Annotated in this window: 19 protein-coding genes and 1 pseudogene; 8 read left to right on the top strand and 12 right to left on the bottom strand. The window is 72.5% G+C overall.

What is annotated here, in order from left to right:
• Positions 1-26 precede the first annotated feature (26 nt).
• From ACFXC1_RS03335 to ACFXC1_RS03320, 4 genes and pseudogenes are all read right to left on the bottom strand, one after another.
• Positions 27-671, bottom strand: a complete 645-nt coding sequence (locus ACFXC1_RS03335) for a M15 family metallopeptidase (protein ID WP_381238087.1) — start codon at positions 669-671, stop codon at positions 27-29.
• A 30-nt stretch (positions 672-701) separates the two neighbouring features.
• Positions 702-1,991 carry an ROK family transcriptional regulator gene (locus ACFXC1_RS03330; protein WP_381238084.1) on the bottom strand — a complete coding sequence of 430 codons (1,290 nt, stop codon included), beginning with the start codon at positions 1,989-1,991 and terminating at the stop codon, positions 702-704.
• Between the two features lie 66 nt (positions 1,992-2,057).
• The gene (locus tag ACFXC1_RS03325) at positions 2,058-3,023 is read right to left on the bottom strand and encodes a phosphotransferase family protein (protein WP_381238082.1); all 966 of its coding nucleotides are present in this window, start codon (positions 3,021-3,023) and stop codon (positions 2,058-2,060) included.
• A gap of 24 nt (positions 3,024-3,047) precedes the next feature.
• A pseudogene (locus tag ACFXC1_RS03320) lies at positions 3,048-3,560 on the bottom strand (ferredoxin reductase domain-containing protein); the annotation flags it as partial.
• Between the two features lie 2 nt (positions 3,561-3,562).
• On the opposite strand from ACFXC1_RS03320, the gene ACFXC1_RS03315 reads away from it, so the two are divergent.
• Positions 3,563-4,030 (top strand): GMC family oxidoreductase, encoded by a 468-nt coding sequence (locus ACFXC1_RS03315; protein WP_381239421.1) that lies wholly within the window; start codon positions 3,563-3,565, stop codon positions 4,028-4,030.
• On the opposite strand, the gene ACFXC1_RS03310 is transcribed toward ACFXC1_RS03315, so the two are convergent.
• Positions 4,015-4,905 carry a DUF3626 domain-containing protein gene (locus ACFXC1_RS03310; protein WP_381238080.1) on the bottom strand — a complete coding sequence of 297 codons (891 nt, stop codon included), beginning with the start codon at positions 4,903-4,905 and terminating at the stop codon, positions 4,015-4,017. The two genes, ACFXC1_RS03315 and ACFXC1_RS03310, sit on opposite strands and share 16 nt — an antisense overlap.
• Before the next feature lie 89 nt (positions 4,906-4,994).
• Here ACFXC1_RS03310 and ACFXC1_RS03305 point away from each other — a divergent pair, with 89 nt between their 5' ends.
• Positions 4,995-5,489, top strand: a complete 495-nt coding sequence (locus ACFXC1_RS03305; protein ID WP_381238078.1) for an FBP domain-containing protein — start codon at positions 4,995-4,997, stop codon at positions 5,487-5,489.
• A 2-nt stretch (positions 5,490-5,491) separates the two neighbouring features.
• On the opposite strand, the gene ACFXC1_RS03300 is transcribed toward ACFXC1_RS03305, so the two are convergent.
• A complete protein-coding gene (locus ACFXC1_RS03300; RefSeq protein ID WP_381238076.1) occupies positions 5,492-6,493 on the bottom strand; it encodes a quinone oxidoreductase family protein in 1,002 nt (333 codons plus the stop codon).
• A 152-nt stretch (positions 6,494-6,645) separates the two neighbouring features.
• Between ACFXC1_RS03300 and ACFXC1_RS03295 the strand changes: the two genes are divergently transcribed.
• On the top strand, positions 6,646-7,212 hold the full coding sequence (locus ACFXC1_RS03295) for a CGNR zinc finger domain-containing protein (RefSeq protein ID WP_381238074.1): 567 nt from the start codon (positions 6,646-6,648) through the stop codon (positions 7,210-7,212).
• Positions 7,213-7,219: 7 nt separating this feature from the next.
• Here the strand turns inward: ACFXC1_RS03295 and ACFXC1_RS03290 are convergent, their stop codons facing one another.
• Entirely contained in the window at positions 7,220-7,813 is a 594-nt protein-coding gene (locus ACFXC1_RS03290) for a TIGR03086 family metal-binding protein (protein WP_381238072.1), read from the bottom strand.
• A gap of 115 nt (positions 7,814-7,928) precedes the next feature.
• Here ACFXC1_RS03290 and ACFXC1_RS03285 point away from each other — a divergent pair, with 115 nt between their 5' ends.
• The 3 genes from ACFXC1_RS03285 (at position 7,929) to ACFXC1_RS03275 (ending at position 11,600) form a co-directional block, all read left to right on the top strand.
• A complete protein-coding gene (locus ACFXC1_RS03285; protein ID WP_381238071.1) occupies positions 7,929-9,182 on the top strand; it encodes an FUSC family protein in 1,254 nt (417 codons plus the stop codon).
• A gap of 54 nt (positions 9,183-9,236) precedes the next feature.
• Positions 9,237-10,271, top strand: coding sequence for a hypothetical protein (locus ACFXC1_RS03280; protein WP_381238068.1), 1,035 nt, complete (start codon positions 9,237-9,239; stop codon positions 10,269-10,271).
• A gap of 114 nt (positions 10,272-10,385) precedes the next feature.
• Positions 10,386-11,600 carry a lactonase family protein gene (locus tag ACFXC1_RS03275; protein ID WP_381238066.1) on the top strand — a complete coding sequence of 405 codons (1,215 nt, stop codon included), beginning with the start codon at positions 10,386-10,388 and terminating at the stop codon, positions 11,598-11,600.
• Here ACFXC1_RS03275 and ACFXC1_RS03270 read toward each other — a convergent pair.
• Together ACFXC1_RS03270 and ACFXC1_RS03265 are read right to left on the bottom strand one after the other, a co-directional pair.
• Complete coding sequence (locus tag ACFXC1_RS03270; protein WP_381238063.1) at positions 11,568-12,293, bottom strand: DUF2470 domain-containing protein; 726 nt, start codon at positions 12,291-12,293, stop codon at positions 11,568-11,570. The genes ACFXC1_RS03275 and ACFXC1_RS03270 overlap by 33 nt on opposite strands.
• Before the next feature lie 87 nt (positions 12,294-12,380).
• A complete protein-coding gene (locus ACFXC1_RS03265; protein ID WP_381238060.1) occupies positions 12,381-12,989 on the bottom strand; it encodes a TetR/AcrR family transcriptional regulator in 609 nt (202 codons plus the stop codon).
• 108 nt (positions 12,990-13,097) lie between these two features.
• Between ACFXC1_RS03265 and ACFXC1_RS03260 the strand changes: the two genes are divergently transcribed.
• Entirely contained in the window at positions 13,098-14,630 is a 1,533-nt protein-coding gene (locus ACFXC1_RS03260; protein ID WP_381238058.1) for a cytochrome P450, read from the top strand.
• On the opposite strand, the gene ACFXC1_RS03255 is transcribed toward ACFXC1_RS03260, so the two are convergent.
• On the bottom strand, positions 14,592-15,422 hold the full coding sequence (locus ACFXC1_RS03255; protein ID WP_381238055.1) for a pentapeptide repeat-containing protein: 831 nt from the start codon (positions 15,420-15,422) through the stop codon (positions 14,592-14,594). The genes ACFXC1_RS03260 and ACFXC1_RS03255 overlap by 39 nt on opposite strands.
• A 5-nt stretch (positions 15,423-15,427) precedes the next feature.
• Positions 15,428-16,321, bottom strand: a complete 894-nt coding sequence (gene sigJ / locus ACFXC1_RS03250; RefSeq protein WP_381238052.1) for an RNA polymerase sigma factor SigJ — start codon at positions 16,319-16,321, stop codon at positions 15,428-15,430.
• A gap of 100 nt (positions 16,322-16,421) precedes the next feature.
• Between sigJ and ACFXC1_RS03245 the strand changes: the two genes are divergently transcribed.
• Positions 16,422-18,572, top strand: a complete 2,151-nt coding sequence (locus ACFXC1_RS03245) for a PI-PLC domain-containing protein (RefSeq protein WP_381238049.1) — start codon at positions 16,422-16,424, stop codon at positions 18,570-18,572.
• A gap of 12 nt (positions 18,573-18,584) precedes the next feature.
• On the opposite strand, the gene ACFXC1_RS03240 is transcribed toward ACFXC1_RS03245, so the two are convergent.
• Positions 18,585-19,196 carry an FxLYD domain-containing protein gene (locus ACFXC1_RS03240; protein ID WP_381238047.1) on the bottom strand — a complete coding sequence of 204 codons (612 nt, stop codon included), beginning with the start codon at positions 19,194-19,196 and terminating at the stop codon, positions 18,585-18,587.
• Between the last annotated feature and the right edge of the window lie 16 nt (positions 19,197-19,212).

Raw genomic sequence — 19,212 nt, 5'->3', positions numbered from 1 at the left:
TCCCGAGCACACCGTTTCTACGGGGTCTACTGCGGCCCGTACAGGGCGGCGGGCGTACCGGTCGCCAGCGCCCAGTAGCGATCCCCGTAGGACCAATGCCACCACTCCGTCGGGTAGTTGACGAGACCGACCGCGCCGAGGGCCTTGCCCAGTACGGTGCGGTTGGCCCGGGCCTCGGCGGTGATGTTCTCGGCGTCGGTGTAGCAGGCCCCGTCACTCTGCTCCGGGTTGGCGTTCATCGCGGTACCGAGGTCGAGTTCGCGCCCGTCGGCACCGGCGAGCGTCAGGTCGACGGCCGCGCCGGCGGTGTGTGGGGCGATCTCGGGCGGCGACACATAGCGACTGGCGGCGGTCCGGATCCGCTCGGCGGACCAGTCCGGGTTGGCGGCGCGCAGCTCGGCGCCGTAGCTCTCGAAGTAGCGACGCTGGAGGGCCGGCGGCCGGTACCCCTCGACGAACAGCAGGCGCAGGCCGGCGGGCAGCAGGGCCTCCGCCTTCAGGAGGCGGTCCAACACGCCCCGGCGGAGGAGGAGTTCGGCGCCGCTGTCCGAGTCCTTGTTCTTGCGGCCGTCGACCAGCAGTACGCCGCTCACGTCCACCAGGGCCTCCCCGCACTCCTCGACGGGGACGGCGGCGACCCGGGCGTCGGACATCAGGATGATTTCGCGCATGGGGTGATCATCCCCCGACCCGCCGTCGCCTCAGTGCGGGGCCCGCTCCTCCAGCGCCGTGCGCCAGGCGGGCGGTGGGCCCTCCGGTTCGGGCTCGGCTCGGCGGCCGCCTCGGGCGAAGAAGTCGGCGAGGGGGAGGATCGCGGCGCCGACGGTGACCGCGTCGGGGCCGAGGCGGCCCAGGTCGATGGTCACGCGGCCGGCGGGATGGCGCAGGGCGTATGCCATCGCGTGGTGGCGGACGGCGGGCAGGAAGCGGGAGCCGAGCTGGAGTCCGGCCCAGCCGCCGATGAGGATGCGCTCGGGCTGGAAGAGGTTGATCAGATCGGAGAGGCCGGCGCCGAGGTATTCGGCGGTCTCCTCCAGGACGGCGAGCGCGACGGGGTCGGCCTCGGCGCCGTCCGCCGGGTAGGCGGCGACCAGCAGCGCGGTCATCGCGGTCTCCTCGTCGGTGCCCTCGGGCGGGCGTCCGCCCTGCTCGCGCCAGCGGTCGAGGAGCGACTCGGCGCCCGCGTACGCCTCCAGACAGCCGAGCGCTCCGCAGCGGCAGCGGCGACCGCGGACCCGTACGGTCAGATGGCCCCACTCGACGGCCCGGCCGTTCTCCACCTCGGGGGTCACGAGGCAGGCGCCGACGCCGGAGCCGAAGAGGACGACGATCGCGTTGCGCGCGCCGCGCCCGCCGCCGAACCACATCTCGGCCTGGCCGAGGGTCTTGGCCCCGTTGTCGATGAAGTACGGGACGGCGTCGGGGAGTTGGGAGGTGGAACGGAGGAGTTCCTCGAGGGGGACCGCGTCCCAGCCGATCGTCTGGCCATGGACCACCGCGCCGTGGTCCGGGGTGTGTTCGACTATGCCGGGGACGCCGATGCCTACGCCGAGGAGCTGTCCGGGTGCGATGTCGGCGGCGGCGAGGACTTCGGCTATGCCGTCGCGGATGTGGCCGACGATGACCTCGACCTCGTACCGCTGCTGCTCCAACGGGCGTTCGGCGCGGGCGAGTTCGGTGAGGGTGAGGTCGAACAGCTCGACGCGGACCCGGGTCTCGCCGACGTCGACGCCGATCATGTGGCCGCTGTGCGGGGCGACCTGGAGGAGGGTGCGGGGACGGCCGCCGTCGGAGTCGACGCTGCCGGCCTCCTCGACCAGGCCGTCGGCGACGAGGTCCGCGACGACATTGCTGACCGAGCCGGAGCTGAGTCCGGTCACCGGGCCCAGTTCGAAGCGGCTGAGGGGTCCGTCGAAGTACAGCCGTTGCAGCACGGCCGTGCGGTTGGCCCGCCTCAGGTCGCGTACCGTGCGCCCGTTCCGCCCCGCCATATGGCTCCCTCCGAACCCTGCACCCTCTTAATTCACGCCCTGAACTAAGGGGCGGTGGAATGCACACTACGTGGTGGAAGCCGTCCCGTCGATCTCTCCGAGGGCGGCGAGCAGCTCGGGGCCGACCCGCTCGCGCCGCCAGCGGTTCTCCTCCGCGCCGAACTCCCTGGGGACCGCCTCGGCGAGCATGATCAGGTAGAGGTAGCTGCGGTAGAGGGCGTAGCGCAGGCAGGCAGGCCGGTCGAACTCGGCCCGGCCGCCCGCTTCCCGGTAGCCCGCGAGGAACGCGTCGTCCTTCCTGATGTCGCCGAGCAGCGCCACGGACACGAAGTCGGCGAGGGGATCGCCCCAGAACATGCGCTCGCCGTCGATGAGTCCGCCGATCCGGGGCGTTCCGGAGGCGCGGTCGACCAGGATGTTGCCCTGCCAGAGGTCGAAGTGGACGGCACGCGGGACGGTGATCTCGTCCAGGGCGGCGTAGGCGGAGCGGGCCGTGCCGGCGATGTCGTCGGCGGGGAGCGGCAGCCAGGCCCGGTAGCGGCGGGCGTCGTCGAGGACGGCGTCGTAGAGCGTGGTGAACGCGGTCCGCCAGTCGGGGGCGAGAGGGCCGAGGGCACCGGAGGGGTAGCCGAAGCCGGGGCCGGTGATCTCGTGCAGGCGGGCGAGCTGTCGCCCCAACTCCGTGCGCAGGAGTGGTACTTCGGCGTCCGTGAGGGAGTCGTCCCAGGGCTCGCCCGGGCAGAGCGTCATGAGCAGGGTGTCGCCGTCCAGGACCACCACGCGCGGCGCCGCCACCCCGGCCTTGGCGGCGGCTCCGTAGAAGTCGGCCTCGGAGACGAGGAGTTGGCGCTCGTGGGCGAGGCCGGGGGCGGTGGGGGCGGTCTTGAGGACGTAGCGGGTGCCGTCGGTGAGGGTGAGGTCCTCGACGGTGTTGTAGGTGCCGCCGCCCATCGGGCGGAGGCGGGCGAGGCGGTCCGGCGGGATGCCCGCCGCGCCGAGGATCCTCCGGGCCCGCTCCCAGGAGTCCGTCACCGTGCGCCCACCTCTCCCGTTCGGTCAGCCGGCCGCGTACACGTCCTCGACGTAACGCCCGTCCGCCACCAGTCCGTTGAGCCACCGCTCGGCGGCCGGGTCGTCGGCGCCGGGCGTGCGCTCCCGGTACAGGGTACGGAACGCCTCCCGCACGCCCGGTGCCATGCGCGCTCCGTCGCCGCACACGAACACCCGGGCACCTTTGTCCAGCAGGGCCCACACTTCGTCGGCCTCGGCGGCGCGGAGTTCGGCGGCGTGGAGGTAGTCGGCGTCGGGGGCGTCGGAGCCGAAGTAGCAGAGGGCGGGGGCGAGTTGGGCGCCGCCGGCGAGGGCGGCCGTGCGGTCGGCGATGGTGCCGCGGAAGGGGGCCAGCCCGGTGCCCGCCGCGATCATCACGACCGGGGTGGAGCCGTCGATGCGGAAGGCCTCGCAGCACGGCTGGACGCGGGCGTACACGGTGTCGCCCACCGCAGTGGTAGCGAGGTGGCCGGAACCGGTCCCCCGGTACACGCCCTTGCCCGAGCGGTCGGCTCCCTCCTCTGGACCGCCTCCGGCGAAGCCGCCGGCGAGTCCACGGGAACACTGAAACCGGCCGGCCGGGACCCGGACCTCGCCCCGCTCATCGACGCGAACTTCCTCGGCACCGCCCGCGATTCCCGCCGCCTGCTCGAAGGCGTCAAGCTCGGCCGCGCCAACGCCCGCGACCCGCTCTTCACGCCCTTCGTCGCGGCGGAGCCGGCCCCGGCGACACGGCGACCGACGACAAGGCGCTGTCCGGGATCATCGCCGCGAACCCCGCGATCTACGGCCACCCCACCTCGACGGTGCCGATGGGCGGGCCCGGCGATCCGCGGGCCGTCGTCGATTCCGTCGGCGCGGTCAAGGGGGTGGACGGACTGCGGGTCGTCGACACGTCGATCATCCCCGAGGTGCCCTCGTCCACCACCAACGTCACCGTCATCATGGTCGCCGAGCGGATCCACGAACGCGTCTACGCCACCGGCTGACCGCGCCCGTCCACCTCGTCCACCGCGGTCCCCGCTCCCGCCGGCGCCCCGAAGCGGGCCAGGGTGTGCCAGACCATCTTCAGGTCCTGGAGTTCATGGCGGCCGGTGCGGGCCGCGTCCCCGATGATCCGGGGGTCGAGGACACCCTTCTCCGCGATACGGGCGCCGAGTTCGGCGTACTCCTGGCCCCGGTAGTCCGCGTGCCGCCTCAACTCGCCCACGGTGAGCCGGTATCCGGGGTGCCATTCGACCGGGCAGGGCAGGCGGCGGGCGGCGGTCTCGACGGGGGTGCCGCGGTAACTCGCGTCCAGGACAAGGGCCTCGGCGTCCCTGGCGAGAACGACACCGCCGTGCACCTGTGCCTCGATGTAGTCGTTGAGGGCGTCCTGCTCGTCCGCCTCGGCGAGCGCGATCAGCGACATGCCGGCGGCGACGCCGAAGTCGGTCGGCCCGGCGGCGCTGTCGGGGTAGCAGAAGGTGGCGCGGGCCAGGGCCGCGCCGGACAGCCGGAGGTGCGAGGAGCCGAACCTCGGGGCGGCGCCAACCAGTTGACGCCGGAAGTTCAGCGCGCCGTACACCGGTCGCTCGGCGGCGGGCGCCCCGTCGTAGGCACCGCCGAAGATCCGGCTCTCCCAGCGCCAGCGATCGCCGCCGGGGCGGGCGGTGAGGCCGCCGTTGCTGGTGCCGGTCACGAACTGCGAGTGGTACGTGCCCTCCTGGGCCAGCGCGTCGAGGATCGGGCGTCCGGCCGCCGTACGGTCGGGGTGGAAGTTGAGGGTGATGCGCAGTCGCGAGTCGACGGCCGGGCCCGACGACCTGGCCGCGACATGGCTCAACGCCCGCGTCCGGCGTGCCCCGACGTCCCCGAAATCCATTGGCTCCCCCACCGCTCACCTCACTACCCTGGACCGAAACCTAGACCCCCTAGGTTTCGGTTACGGCCACCGCCCCAGGAGACTCCCCCATGAGATCACTCACCGAGCAGGACATCCGCAACTCATTTGTCAACTGCTCGAAGGGCGAGGCGAAGCGGCTGGCGGTCCCCCGCGATCTCGAGAGCCGCCCCTGGGACGATCTCGACTTCCTGGGCTGGCGGGATCCGGGGGCGCCCGACCGCAGCTGTCTCGTCGCCGAGCGGGCGGACGGGCCGGTCGGGGTCACCCTGCGGTTCCCGTCCGCGCAGCGCGGCTTTCTGCACCGGAGCATGTGTTCGCTGTGCGTGACGACCCACCCGGGCGGCGGCGTCTCCCTGATGACCGCGCGCAAGGCGGGCCCGGCGGGCCGTGAGGGCAACTCGGTCGGCCTGTACATGTGCACCGACCTCGCCTGTTCCCTCTATGTGCGCGGCCGGAAGATCCCCGAGTCGGGGATCCGGATCGAGGAGAGCCTCACCGTGGAGCAGCAGATCGAGCGGACGATGGGCAATCTGACCGCCTTCCTCGACAAGCTGTACGTCTGAGGTCAGTCGCCCGGTACCGCGATGACGATCTTGCCCCGGTTGTCGCGGCGCTCCAGCCGCTCGTGGGCGGCACGTGCCTCGGCGAGGGGTACGACGGTCTCGATCGGCACTCGGTAGGTGCCGGCGGCGACCCGCTCGGCCAGTTCACGCAGGTCGGGGCGGGGGTCGTAGCCGCCGTGGACCTGGAGGTTGGTGAGCTGGAAGCCGAGGATCGACGCGTTCTTCGGGTAGAAGTCGCGGGTGTCGACGGTGCTTGCCTCCAGGGCGACATTGGCGAGGGCGACGACCCGGCCGCCGTGCCCGATCTCGCGCAGGCTGCGTCCGAAGGCCCGGCCGCCGACGGTGTCGAGGACGACGTCCGCGCCGCGCCCGTCGGTGAGCCGCAGCACTTCGTCGACCTCGGCGTCGTCCGGGTGCGCCGAGGTGTCGATGGTCGCGTGGGCACCGAACTCCCCCGCCCAGGCGGCCTTTTCGGGTGATCCGGCGAGTGCGACAACCCGGGCGCCGGCCTCGGCCGCGATCTGTACGGCCGCGCTGCCGACCCCGCTCGCGGCGGCCTTCACGACCACCGTGTCCTCCTTGGTGACCCGGGCGAGATGCCGCAGGCAGTACCAGGCCGACAGCCAGGCGACGGGCAGCGCGGCGGCGTGCGCGAGCTCGATCCCGTCGGGCAGGGTGGCCACCTGGGTCGCGGGCACGGCCGCCAACTCGGCGTAGAAACCGGGTGAGTTCACGCCGTCGAGGGCCACGACCCGCTGACCGACCGAGAATCCGGTGACGCCCTCCCCCAACGCGGCGACGATTCCGGCCCCTTCGACACCCGGGATCAGCGGCGGGCGCCCGGCCCGGTGGTAATTGCCGGACCTGATCAGGGCGTCCGCGCGGTTCACGCCCGCCGCGGCGAGCCGCACCAGCACCTGGCCCGGACCCGCGACCGGGTCGGGCACCTCGACCGGCACCAGCACCTCGGGCCCGCCGAACTCGTCGATCCGTACCGCACGCATACCGCCACCCACTCCCTGTCGCGGCCACCGAACCCGGCCGACACCGCTTGAACTGGTGTCACCATGCGACACCGGACGAACCGGTGTCAAGGCCGGCCGACATTCCTCGCACACACCGCATGAACCGGTGTGCGCGAGGTAGCCTCGCTGTCATGACCACCCCGCCCGTCTTCCCGTTCATCGGCGGACGCCCGTGCCTGAACTTCGTGGCGACGCTCGGCAAACGGCACGCCACCCCCGTCGAACGGCTCGCCGATCCGGCCGCCCTGGCCGCCTGGATCACGGAGGCGGAGCTGTCGACGGACACGGATCCGGTGCGGGTCACGGCCCGGGAGCTGGCCGACGCGCGCATCCTGCGCGAGGCGCTCTACCGGGTCGTACGGGACACGATGGCCGGGCGGGAACCGGCGGCGGCCGATGTCGAGCGGGTCAACGAGGCCGCCGCACGGCCGGATCTCGCGCCCCAACTGGGCGAGCGGCGCTGGAAGTCGGCGCATCCGGCGCGCGCGGCGCTGGCGACGGTGGCCCGGGACGGCGTCCTGCTGGTGGGCGGTCCGCTGCTGGAGCGGGTCAAGGAGTGCGAGAACCCGGAGTGTTCCCTGCTGTTCCTGGACGACTCCCAGGCCCGCCGCCGCCGCTGGTGCTCGATGGACCGCTGCGGCAACCTCGCGAAGATCGCGGGTTATCGGTCGCGCAGCCGGGCGGCCGTGACCAGGTGAAGCCGGGTCAGGACGCGGCAGGCGTCCAGTGCGGGTCGCGGCCGAGGAAGGCGAGGAGTGTCTCGGCCCGGTCGTACTCGGCCGTCACCTCGAGCGCGGGGGCGAACACCCGGTAGGCGTCGCGGAGTTGGTCGACGAGTCGGTCCGCGGCCGGCCAGATGCCTTCCGCCAGGTCCGCCGCCAGTGGCCGGTTCTGGCCGGTGGCCACGGCGATGTCCCAGGCGTGCACGGCCGCGTCCATGGCGGCTGTCGCCGCGGCGATCGGGAGGGGCATCGGGCCGAGCGGGGTCGGCACCCGGTCGGCGTCGGCGGGCAGTGCGGCATAGCCCTCGGCGACCGCGCGGAGCACCTGGTCGAGTTCGGCGACCGGGTCCCCGTCCAGGGCGTCCGCCGGGTGGAAGGGGTCGGAGTCGGGCCGGTCGCCGGTGAGGACCAGGCCGTAGGCCTGCTGGTCGATGCGGGCGTGGTTGAGAACCTGGCGTACGGTCCACTCGGTGCACGGCGTGGGTGCCGACCACGTGCTTCCGGGCACGGCGGCGATCACCTCGCGCAGGTAGTCGTGCGAGCGGGTCAGTACCTCGATGCCCTGGATGTTCGTCATAACTGTCGGCCTCCCCTTCGTCCCGTCCGGTGCTGACAATCTAGGAGGTCATGCGGACAGTTTCGGTCCGCAATGGGTACGTTCAGCGGATCCGCGAGGAGGGAATAGGCCAAGGATGCGAGATGTCCGGGAGTGGACCGCGCCACTGGTGCGGTTCGTGGGGCGGTACCGGGACCCGGTGATCGTCCAGACGCTGCGGTCGGCGATCGCGGCGACGATCGCCTACGTCGTCGCGCTGCGCCTGAGCCCGGAGCCCGCCCCGCTGACCGCTCCCCTGACCGCACTCCTCGTCGTCCAGGTCACGCTCTACGCCACCCTCACCAACGGCATCCGCCGAGTGAACGCCGTGGTCGCGGGCGTGCTCGTCGCCATCGCGTTCAGTCTGCTGGTCGGTCTGACCTGGTGGAGCCTGGCGCTGCTGATCGTGGCCTCGCTGGTCGTCGGCCGACTGGTCAAAGTTGACGAGTACGTTCCCGAGGTGGCGATCAGCGCGATGCTGGTCCTCGGGGTCACCACGGTCGGGAACACGGCGTGGGCGCGGGTGGTGGAGACCCTGATCGGCGCGGTCGTGGGGTTCGGCTGCAATCTGCTGCTGGCTCCCCCCGTGTGGGTGGACGAGGCCGGCGAGTCCATCGAGGGCCTGGCCCGTCGGCTGCGGCGGCTGATGCGGCGCATGGGCGAGGAGGCGGCGGGCCGCACCCCCGTCGACCACGCCACCGCGCGGCTGCACGAGGCCCGCCGTCTCGACCACGACATCGTCGAAGTCGACGCGGCCCTGCGGCAGGCCGAGGACAGCCTGCGGCTCAATCCGCGTGTACGGGAGGGGCTGCTGCACCGGGTGGTGCTGCGGACCGGCCTGGACACCCTGGAGATCTGCACGGTAGTGCTGCGGGTCCTCGCGCGCACCTTCACCGACCTGGCGAAGCAGCGCGACCCCGAGCCGCTGTTCACGCCGCCCACAGGCGCCGCCGTAGAACAGTTGCTGTCCGAGGTCGGGGACGCCGTGGTCAGTTTCGCGGTGCTGGTGACCACCGATGTGAGTGTGAGCGCCGAGTCGGCGGAGTCACGGCTCACCGCCGAGCTGCACACGGCCGCGGCCACCCGCGACAAGCTGGCGCAGCTGCTCCTGGAGGAGGTCCAGCGCGACGCGGCCCAGTGGCAGCTGCTGGGCGCCATGCTGACCGAGGTCAACCGCATGCTGGACGAACTGGACACCGAGCACCGGTCTCGTCGGCTGCTGGAGGAACTCGACCGGTGCGCCGGTGAGCAGCGCGAACGTCTGCCGTGGCTGATGTGGCTACGGGAGCGGGTGGGTGTGCCGGAGCGGCTGCGCAGGAACCGGGGCACGGGCGCCGAACGTTCTAGGTGACGGAGTCACCCGGGGGCGGACCGCCTCCGGCAGCGCGGCGACGGGGGCGGACGCATGACCGACAGCACCGTACGGATCGACGGGAACACCTTGCGGCTGCCCGGTGGGGTGGCGGTGCGGTTCATCCGCACGCTCCGCCTGCCCGAGACGGGCACGCATCCGCTGCCGCCCGGGCTCGGCGAGTTCCCGGTCCGGCGGGTCGCGGACTTCCCTGACACGGTGCCCGAGGAGTGGCGGGCGCGGGGCGGGGTGATGCTGCCGGTGTATCTGCGTGAGGCGATGTGGCTGAGCTTCGCGGGCACGGCGGAGCCCGCCGCCCTCCAGGTCGGCGTGGGCAAGGTGTGCGCGATCTCCGGGAAGCCGTGGAGCGACCGGCTCTCCCGCGACCCGCAGAACTACCTCGTACTTCCGCGTCAGCCCTGGCTCGACGGCATCAACTCCGGCAAGGGGACGGTCCGCCAGTTCGTGGCCGTACCGCTGGGCCTCGGCGCGACGGTCGAGGGGCAGGTCACGGGCGAGGAGGTGTGGGGCGGCGTCCAGCTCCAGTCCTTCCCGCTCACCGAGCGGGAGTTGGCCAAGTGGCGCGAGGACGAGCGGCGCCGGTCGGAGAGGGCAAGGGCGATCACCATGCCGTCCGGACGCTACGGCGCACCCCCCATGCCGATGGCCGCATCGGCCGCCCCCATGCGCAGCGCTCCGGGGGCCTCTCCTCGGATGGGTCTCGGCGTCGGCGGTTCGATGCGCCAGGAGGTCTACGAGGACGACCGCCCGCTGACGTCCTGGGCGAAGGAGCCCGCCGGACGGGTCTTCGTGCACCTCGTGACGCCCCCGGAGTGGCGCCGCATCACCGGCGAGGAGCCGCCGCGGTCTCCGGTGGACCGGGCCGCGTACACCCAGGCGGGCCTGCCCTGGTTCGACTACTACGACGAGGACGCCGAGGACCTCGCCCCCACCGACACCCTGGGGGCGGTGAAACCGGTGGGCGACTGGCTCGGCGACGACCACGAACCCTGGCAGCAACCCGCGCCCGGCCAGGTGCAGCCTCTCAAGGACGCCAAGGGCAAGCCGGTGGAGGACGGCGACTGGTAGACCACCCATTCATTGCACCCTGCGCAACGCACGTTGCCGTTCTTGCGCTCGATGGGCCGCACAAGCCAAGGTTGCTGTGACGACCGGGGCAAGCGACGACCTGAGGGTGTGGGCATGAGCAGTGGTGCGGACGCGTCACAGGGCGGTTGGAGTCGACGCCGTTTCCTGGGCGCCCTGGGCGGAACCGCGGCCGTGGTCGCGGTTCCCGCACCGGCCTCGGCCCCGGCAGACCCCGAATCCACTCCCGCGGCGACCCCGGCGCCGGCCCCCAGCACCCACCCCGCCGGCAAGGCCGGCGGCCCCCACCCCCTCTACCTCGGCACCTACACCTCGGTCGACGGCGGCGGCACGGGCATCGGCCTGGCCACCTACGACCCGGCGACCGGCCAGATCACCGGCGCCGGAACGCTCACCGGAGTCGCCGACCCGTCGTACCTCGCCGTGCACCCCGACGGCCGCACGCTGTACGCGGTCGACGAACAGACCGCCGGCGCGGTGACCGCCGTACGCCTGGCGGACCGCAAGGTGCTCGGCTCGCGGAGTACCGGCGGCGCGGGCCCCTGCCATCTCTCGGTGCATCCCACCGGGCGTTGGCTGCTCAGCGCCAACTACACGTCCGGCAGCGTGGCCGTGCACCCGATCGGCACGTCGGGCGCGCTCGGCGAGCGCACGGCTCTGGTCAAGCACTCCAGTCCGCAGCCGGGCCCGGGCCAGGACGGCCCGCACGCGCACCAGTTCGTGACGAGTCCCGACGGCGGCCATGTCCTCGCCGTCGACCTGGGCACCGACACGGTCTACACCTACCGCCTGGACACCACGAAGGGCACGCTCACCGAGGTCTCCCAGGCGCACACCCGCGCGGGTGCGGGCCCGCGCCACCTCACGTTCCACCCCGGCGGCCGGTACGCCTACCTGGCCAACGAGGTCGACGACACCGTCGCGGTCTGCGCCTACGACCCGGCCACGGGCGCCCTCACGATCGGCGGCCCGCAGTCCAGCGGGAGCACGGGCAGCACCACCAACTACCCGGCGCAGATCCTGGTGACGCCGAACGGTTCGTACGCCTATCTCGCCAACAGGGGCGACAACACCCTGGCGCGGTACGCCGTCGAGGCGGACGGCGCCCGGCTCCGACTGCTCGACACCGTGCCGGTGAGCGGCGACTTCCCCCGGCAGATCGCCTTCTCGCCGGACGGGACACTGCTGTTCGCCGCGAACCAGAAGTCGGGCACGGTCAGTGTGTTCCACGTGGACGGCGCGACCGGTCAACTGCGGCTCGCGGGCGAGCCGTTCGCGTCACCGGTCGCCGTCTGTGCGCTGCCGCTGTAGGGGACGCGGGCAGGACGCGGCACTGGCCTGGGTGAGCAGCACATGCATCCGTTCGGTGAGGTGCGCGACCGTGTCGGCGGGCGCGTGAAACGGCAGTCGTACGTCGCCGTGGGCGCGGGCGCGCTCGATGCGCAGGGTCAGTCCGTGCCGGTCGACGGCGAGTGGCTGGACACGGACGGCGCCGTGCAGGCTGTCGGGCTCGACGAGCCGGGTGAGCCGTTCGACCGCGTCGGAGTGGCAGTCGGCGAGGTGGGTCAGCAGCTGGGCCTCGGCGAGGGCCAGCGGGTCGGGTTCGGCGGCGGCGAACTCGTCGAGGTCGATGACCACCGCGCCGGTCGCCGGACGCAGCACCACGCGCGTGGGGCTGAACGCCAGTCGGCCGTCCTCGGGGACGAACCAGCCGGCGAGCCACAGCCGGGCCCGGATGCGGTTGCGCACGGGGACGGGTGCGACGTCCGCGAACTCGAGCACCGCGGACGGCTCGCCGCGCGGCGCGCAGATCGCGGCGGCCAACAGGGCGCTGTCCTCGGGCACTTGAAGGAGTACCCGGCCGTCGTCGTCCACGCTGTGGGCGCCGACGAACTCCTCGCGACCGCCCTCCGCGGTCACCGCGCAGGACCATGCGGCGGCGAGCACCGAGCGGGCCCGCTCGGCCGCGGCAGGCACGGCCGTCCACGTCTGGCTGTCACCCATCCCTGAACCTCCTTAGGTAAGCCTTGCCTAACTTACCGAAGATCGGGGCGCGCGCCAACCACGCCACGCGATTTCCACAACCGCTCTTCAGGGAGCGAGGACGCCCAACAGCGCCCGCGCGCACAGATCGCGCACCTGCTCGCGGCTCAACTCCGGTCCGCGCAGCCACTCCAGACAGACGGCGGTGGTGAAGGCCAGCCAGCCGCGCACCGCGAGCTTCGTGTCGGGCCGCTCCTCCACGGCAGGACCGAACTCGGGATCGGCGGCGAGCGCGGCCAGGATCTGCCGCTCCTGCGCCGCCAGCGCCCGCTGGTAGACCCGCCGTACGGTCTGGTCCCCGGCCGCGTCGGCGCGATGGAAGGCGCGGTAGCCGTGGGCGTGGGCGTGCACGTACTCCAGATAGGTGTCGAGGGCGGCGGCGAGCTGTTCGCGGGCCGGTACGCCCGGTACGGCCGCCGTCATCTGCAGCATCCGCTCGCTCTCGCGCTCGACGACGGCCGCGAAGAAGTCCCGCTTGGTCGGGAAGTAGTGGTAGAGCAGCCCCCGGGAGACCCCGGCGATCTCGGCGACCTGCTCGATCCACACCTCGTCGTAGGGGCTCTCCGAGAACAACCGCGCGCCCACCGTGAGGAGTTGCTCCCGACGCTCACCGGTGCTGAGCCGGCGGCGTGTGCGCTCTCCCTGGTTGGCGGCCATTCCCGCACTTTACTTGACGTCGGTTCAACAGCGGGATCACACTGAAACCCGCTATTGAACCCACGTACAACAGGCTGAACCCGCGAGTGGATCAAGGGAGATCGCGTCATGGCGGAGACGACGACGGTGACGCCGACCGCGCTGCCGAAGGGATTCCGGGGCGCCGAGCAGGGCTGGCCCCAGCTGGACCGGATCCCGCATCCGCCGCGTCGGCTGCCGTTCCTCGGTGACGTCATCGGCGCCGACCGGCGCACCCCGCTCCAGGACTCGCTGCGCTTCGCCCGCCAGCTGGGCCCGATCTTCCGCCGGAGGGCCTTCGGCAAGGAGTTCGTGTTCGTGTGGGGCGCCGACCTGGTGGCCGACATGGCGGACGAGTCGCGGTTCGCGAAACACGTCGGCCTCGGCGTCGCCAATCTGCGGCCGATCGCCGGGGACGGCCTGTTCACGGCGTACAACCACGAGCCCAACTGGCAGCTGGCGCACGACGTCCTGGCCCCCGGTTTCAGCCGCGAGGCGATGGCCGGCTACCACCCGATGATGCTGGCCGTGGCCGAGCGCCTGACGGACCACTGGGACCGCGAACTGGCCGCCGGACGCTCGGTGGACGTGCCCGGCGACATGACCAAGCTGACCCTGGAGACGATCGCGCGCACCGGCTTCGGCCATGACTTCGGCTCCTTCGAACGCGACCGCCCGCACCCCTTCGTCACCTCGATGGTGGGCACCCTCAGCTACGCGCAGCGCCTCAACTCCGTGCCCGGACCGCTGGCCCCGCTCCTCCTGCGCACCGCGACCCGGCGCAACGAGGCCGACATCGCCTACCTCAACCGCACGGTCGACGACATGGTGCGCACCCGCCGTACGACGAACGGCGGTGACGGCGACCTGCTCGACCGGATGCTGGAGACGACCCACCCGGAGACCGGCGAGCGGCTGTCCGCCGAGAACGTCCGCCGCCAGGTCATCACCTTCCTGGTCGCCGGCCACGAGACGACCTCGGGTTCCCTGTCCTTCGCGCTGCACTACCTCGCCCGCCACCCGGAGGTCGCGGCCCGCGCCCGCGCGGAGATCGACCAGGTCTGGGGCGACGCGGAGGTGCCGGGCTACGAGCAGGTCGCCAAGCTGCGCTACGTCCGCCGGGTGCTCGACGAGTCGCTGCGGCTGTGGCCGACCGCGCCCGCCTACGCCCGCGAGGCCACCCGCGACACCGAGCTCGCCGGGGACCACCCGGTGCGGCGGGGCGCCTGGGCGCTGATCCTCACGCCGATGCTGCACCGCGACCCCGAGGTGTGGGGCGCCGACGCCGAGGAGTTCGACCCGGACCGCTTCGACGCCAAGGCCGTCCGCTCCCGCGCCCCGCACACCTTCAAGCCGTTCGGCACGGGAGCGCGGGCGTGCATCGGCCGCCAGTTCGCGCTGCACGAGGCAACGCTCGTCCTGGGCCTGCTGCTGCGCCGCTACGAACTGCGCCCGGACCCCGCCTACCGGTTGCGCGTGGCCGAGCGCCTGACGCTGATGCCGGAGGGACTGCGGCTCCACCTGGACCGGCGCACCCCGTCCGGGCCGGTGACCGCGCCGGTCACGGTCCCGGACGAGGTCCCCTCAGAGGCCCGCTGCCCAGTGCACAGGGCGGACGACTGACCCCGGCAGCCTGGTCCCCGCGCTCCCCCGGGCCGCGTTGACCTGAGGCTGCGTGAGGAAGAACGCGCCGGTCAGGTCGGCGTCCGTGAGATCGGCGTCCCGCAGATCGGCGCCGATCAGATCCGCGCCGCGCAGGTCGGCCCCGGTGAGATCGGCGGCGATGAGGTAGGCGCCGCGCAGGTTGGCCCGGCTCAGATCGGCGCCCTTGAGGCTGGCGCCCATGAGGTCGGCACCGCGCCGGTCCTTCTTCTTCCCCTTCGCGCCGGCCCGCATCAGCTCGCTGGTCCGCAGCAGCAGCACATTGACCTCCTGCCGGTGGGCGCCCACGTCGAGCGCGCCGAGCTCTTCGGGCGTGCCGCGCGTGAGCGCGTCGGTCGTGCGCAGCGCCTCGCGCACCGCGGGGTGGACCGGCGCCGCGGCCGGCAGGGTGAGCGCCTCGGTCAGATACCAGAGCAGTTCGTGCAGCTGTCGTACGACGGGGAACACGTCGAACATCCGACGGGACTCCGCCTTCGGGACCGTGCGCCAGTCCCGCCCGCCGAAGGTGACCTGCGAGACCTTCTGGCCGGCGCCGAAGCAGTCGTAGACCGTGCAGCCGGTGAAGCCGGTCTGCCGGAGCTTCGCGTGGATTCCGCAGCGGTGATCACCCAGGAGGTTCGGGCACGGTGTCCCCGCCGCTTTGTCGATCGCGAAGTCCGTCGCGGCGGTGAAGGGCAGCGCGACACAGCACAGCCCGAAACACCGCTCGCAGTCGCCGCGCAGCTCGGCCCGGTCAACTATGTGATCTTCCATGCCGTTCAGCGTACTGACCCGTTCACATCGAGGCGGGCCAGCCGGTCCGGGTCGGACAGGATGTACATCTCGGTGATCAGGCCGTCGGCGATCGTGACGCCCATGACGGAGAGCAGCTGTCCATCGGGGGCGTTGACGACACCCACCGAGCCGTTGACCAGGGCGAGTTGGGTGAGGCGGGCGAACGGCGCGAACATGAGGGCCTGTTCGGCGATCGCGCGCGCTCCGCGCATCGCCTTGGAGGCCGCCGCGCCGCGCACCAGGGCCCCGGAGTCGGCGCGCAGTGCCACGTCCGGGTGCAGAAGTGCGACGAGGGCGTCGAAGTCTCCCTCGCGTGCGGCGGCGAGGAACGCCTCGACGATCTCGCGCTGCCGGCCGAGATCCGGGTCGGTCGACGGACTAGCGCCCTGGACCCGACGGCGGGCCCTGCTGGCCAGTTGGCGGGTGGCGGCGGAGCTGCGTTCCACGATCGGGGCGATGTCGTCGAAGGGCACCGCGAACAGGTCGTGCAGGACGAAGGCGAGCCGTTCGGCGGGCTCCAGGGTCTCCAGGACGACGAGGAGGGCAAGGCCCACCGAGTCGGCCTGGAACACCTCCTCCTCGGGGTCCAGGTCCGTCAGGGGTCTGAGCAGCGGGTCCGGGACGAAGGTCTCGTCGATGGGGTCCTCGCGGCGCGCGGTGCGGGCGCGCAGCAGGTCGAGGCAGACCCGGCCGGTGACCGTGGTGAGCCAGCCGCCGAGGTTCCTGATCTCGTCCGCGTCGGTGCGGCTCAGCTTCAGCCAGGTCTCCTGGACGGCGTCCTCCGCCTCCGGCAGCGAGCCGAGCATGCGGTAGGCCACCGCGCGCAGCCGGCCGCGGTGTTCCTCGAAGCGGTCCGCCAGGACTTCCGTGTCGTTCATACCGCCCACCCAACACGTCCACCCCCTGCCACGGCCACGCCATTTCCGGCGTCCCGTGTCCGTTTGCGGGGCGGGTGGGGCGGGACGACGATGGGAAATCATGGACCCGGTCGGCATCGCGTCCCGCAGACTGCCGCGTGTCGCGGCCCTGGTCCTGGCCGTCCTCGCGACGGCGGTCCTCACCCTCGCGGCCACGGCCCGCTCGACCGTGGTCTCACCGGGTTTCTACCGGTCGGCGCTGGACGAGGAGAAGGCCTACGACCGGCTCTACAGCCAGGTGCTGGTGGATCCACGCACTGCTGCGGTCACCCGGGGGCTGCTGGCCCGGCTGCCCGTGCCGGAGGCGCAGGTCACCTCCAACCTCAAGCTGGTCCTGCCGCCGGAGACGGTCCGCGATCTCACCCAGCAGCAGATCGACGCCGTGGTGGGCTATCTGGGCGGCGAGCGCGACTCGCTGGTCCTCAAGGTCGATCTGCGGCCGGTGCTGGCCAACCTCAACGACCTCGCGCAGATCTACTTCGGCGATCTCGTCGCCTCGGTGCAGAACCGGCCCGAGCCCGACTTCGAGCGCTTCTCGGCCGACCTGTCCACCGCCCTGGGAGCCGTGACCGCCGGGCACATCCCTAAGGGGCTGCCCGCCCTCCAGCTGTCCGAGGCACAGGCGGAGCAGGCGGCCGCGACGCTGGTGAGCGGACTGCCCGCCGCCGGCCGGGACGCCCTGCGCCCGGCGGTCGAGGCCGCGCTGCGGGACGGCGATGTCGCGACCGCGCTCGCCACCGTGGCCCCCGCCGCCGTGTCGGACCGCACCCGTACGGCCGCCGACCGGCTGCGGGCGAGCGTGGGCGGCGGCACCTGGAACCTCACGAGCACCCTCGACCTGGCCGCGATCCACCGCGCCCACACCTACACGGCGGTCGGCCTCGGCCTCGCGGAGGCCCTGGCCTCGGCGCTCCTCGTCGCCGCGCTGGCGGTGCTGTGGATCGGCGGCGGCTCGACGTCCCCGGGCCGCCGGCTCCTCCCCGTGGGCTGGTCGCTCGCGGCCGGTGGACTGCTGGCCGGTCTCATAGCCGTCCTCTTCCGGCTGGTCAGCGGGGGGCGGGTGATCGATCCGCCGGGTTCCTGGCCGCCGAGCCTGGCCCGGCTGGTCGACGACGTACAGCGCACCGCCCTTGACCGGCTCACGGCCACCGCCCTGGCGACCGCCCTCGTCCCCGTCCTGGCCGGTGCCCTCCTGACCGGCGTGGGCTGGGCCCTCCAGGTCCGGCCGCACGTCCCCGCCCTCCCCCGCCTCCGCCGGCTGGCCCTCGCCACGGGCGGCGCCGCCGTCGCCGGCGTCCTGCTGATCCCCTACGCCGTCACACCCACCGCGTCCCGCACCTGCGAGGGCGGCGCCGACCTCTGCGACCGGCCCTACGACGAGGTCGCCTACCTCACCTCGCACAACGCGATGTCCACCACCGTCGACCGGTTCATCGGCCCGCTCCAGGACCCGGGAATCACCGCCCAGTTGGACGACGGGGTGCGCGCCCTGCAGATCGACACCTACCGGTGGGAGCGCCCGGACGAGATCACCGCTCGGCTCGCCGAGTCCGACTTCACCGCGGAACAGCGGAAGTTCATCGCCGCGGCCGTCAACAAGGTCAACCCGCCGCGCGAGGGGCTGTGGTTGTGCCACTCGGTGTGCCGGGCGGGGGCGATCGCGCTGGTGCCCGAGCTGCGCGAGATCGGGGACTGGATGCGCGCCCATCCGACCGAGGTGATCACCCTGATCGTGCAGGACGAGATCAGCGGCGAGGACACTCAACGGGCCTTCGCGCAGGCCGGGTTGAGCGACCTGCTGCACACCCCCGACCCGGACCCCGCGAAGCCGTGGCCGACCCTGGGCGACCTGATCGACAGCGGCCGAAGGCTCGTGGTCTTCGCCGAGCAGGCCGACGGTCCGGCGCCCTGGTACCGCAACTTCTACGACTACGGCATGGAGACCCCGTTCGCGTTCCGCACGCCGGACGCGATGAGTTGCGTTCCGCATCGCGGTGGCAGCGACAAACGGCTGTTCCTGCTCAACCACTTCATCACCATCGACGGCGGCAGCCGCCTGGACGCGGGCGAGGTCAACGCCCGGCAGTTCGTGCTCGACCGCGTCCACCGCTGTGAGCGGGAGCGCGGTCGGCCGGTGAACTTCGTCGCCGTGGACTACGCGACGATCGGGGACGCGGGCGGCGCGGTGGCGGCGCTCAACTCCGAGCGGTGAAGCGCCCGTTGGTCAATAGCGTTGCGCCTTGGCCAACTTGGGGGTCAGCACCGGCTCCGGCGGCTTGGTGCTGATGGCGACCGGCTGGGCCTTCGCGCCGGGGGCGAGGTTCTCGGCGCCGACATAGCGCGTCTCCACCACCTTCCCCGAGGAGTCGAGGAAGTCGACCTGGACGGCGTAGGACGCCTTCTTGTCTGTCTTGTTGGTGATGGTGACGAGGGCGGCGAGGAGCCCGCCGGTCTGGGCGCGCGGTTTGCCGGTCAGGGCGACCTCCGACATCGCGTTGCCCTGGCCGGTGACGTTCTTGAGTTCGTTCTGCGCGTCCTTGCCGGCGCGGGCGACCTCGGCCGACACGGAGGCCTCGAAGGAGGACGCGGCGGCCGAGGCGGAGGACGCCGCCGCGGAGGCCTGGGCTCGGGCCGACGCGACCGCCGAGGAGGCGGCCGACTTCAGGGCCGACGGTGTCATTCCGGAGAAGGAGGCCTTGTCCGGGGTCGGGGTCCCTGAGCTGCTGCCGGAGCTGTTGTTGTCGTCGCCGCAGGACACCAGCGCGACGGTGCCCACCGCGACGAAGGCGAGGACCAGTGCGGCCGGGCGGGCCCGGCGGAGTGACTTGGTATTCATCGAAATGAACCTTATG

Origin of the sequence: Streptomyces hokutonensis (genome assembly GCF_042751305.1) — a bacterium.
GTDB classification, from domain to species: Bacteria; Actinomycetota; Actinomycetes; order Streptomycetales; family Streptomycetaceae; genus Streptomyces; species Streptomyces hokutonensis_A.
The sequence above is the reverse complement of the archived record's forward strand: the minus strand, read 5'-3'. Positions and strand labels throughout refer to the sequence as shown.

Bases quoted from the DNA above. Each gene is read 5' to 3' on its own strand.
- ACFXC1_RS03335 (WP_381238087.1), bottom strand. From the start codon at position 671: ATGCGCGAAATCATCCTGATGTCCGACGCCCGGGTCGCCGCCGTCCCC.
- ACFXC1_RS03330 (WP_381238084.1), bottom strand. From the start codon at position 1,991: ATGGCGGGGCGGAACGGGCGCACGGTACGCGACCTGAGGCGGGCCAAC.
- ACFXC1_RS03310 (WP_381238080.1), bottom strand. From the start codon at position 4,905: ATGGATTTCGGGGACGTCGGGGCACGCCGGACGCGGGCGTTGAGCCAT.
- ACFXC1_RS03305 (WP_381238078.1), top strand. From the start codon at position 4,995: ATGAGATCACTCACCGAGCAGGACATCCGCAACTCATTTGTCAACTGC.
- ACFXC1_RS03300 (WP_381238076.1), bottom strand. From the start codon at position 6,493: ATGCGTGCGGTACGGATCGACGAGTTCGGCGGGCCCGAGGTGCTGGTG.
- ACFXC1_RS03295 (WP_381238074.1), top strand. From the start codon at position 6,646: ATGACCACCCCGCCCGTCTTCCCGTTCATCGGCGGACGCCCGTGCCTG.
- ACFXC1_RS03290 (WP_381238072.1), bottom strand. From the start codon at position 7,813: ATGACGAACATCCAGGGCATCGAGGTACTGACCCGCTCGCACGACTAC.
- ACFXC1_RS03285 (WP_381238071.1), top strand. From the start codon at position 7,929: ATGCGAGATGTCCGGGAGTGGACCGCGCCACTGGTGCGGTTCGTGGGG.
- ACFXC1_RS03280 (WP_381238068.1), top strand. From the start codon at position 9,237: ATGACCGACAGCACCGTACGGATCGACGGGAACACCTTGCGGCTGCCC.
- ACFXC1_RS03275 (WP_381238066.1), top strand. From the start codon at position 10,386: ATGAGCAGTGGTGCGGACGCGTCACAGGGCGGTTGGAGTCGACGCCGT.
- ACFXC1_RS03270 (WP_381238063.1), bottom strand. From the start codon at position 12,293: ATGGGTGACAGCCAGACGTGGACGGCCGTGCCTGCCGCGGCCGAGCGG.
- ACFXC1_RS03265 (WP_381238060.1), bottom strand. From the start codon at position 12,989: ATGGCCGCCAACCAGGGAGAGCGCACACGCCGCCGGCTCAGCACCGGT.
- ACFXC1_RS03260 (WP_381238058.1), top strand. From the start codon at position 13,098: ATGGCGGAGACGACGACGGTGACGCCGACCGCGCTGCCGAAGGGATTC.
- ACFXC1_RS03255 (WP_381238055.1), bottom strand. From the start codon at position 15,422: ATGGAAGATCACATAGTTGACCGGGCCGAGCTGCGCGGCGACTGCGAG.
- sigJ (WP_381238052.1), bottom strand. From the start codon at position 16,321: ATGAACGACACGGAAGTCCTGGCGGACCGCTTCGAGGAACACCGCGGC.
- ACFXC1_RS03245 (WP_381238049.1), top strand. From the start codon at position 16,422: ATGGACCCGGTCGGCATCGCGTCCCGCAGACTGCCGCGTGTCGCGGCC.
- ACFXC1_RS03240 (WP_381238047.1), bottom strand. From the start codon at position 19,196: ATGAATACCAAGTCACTCCGCCGGGCCCGCCCGGCCGCACTGGTCCTC.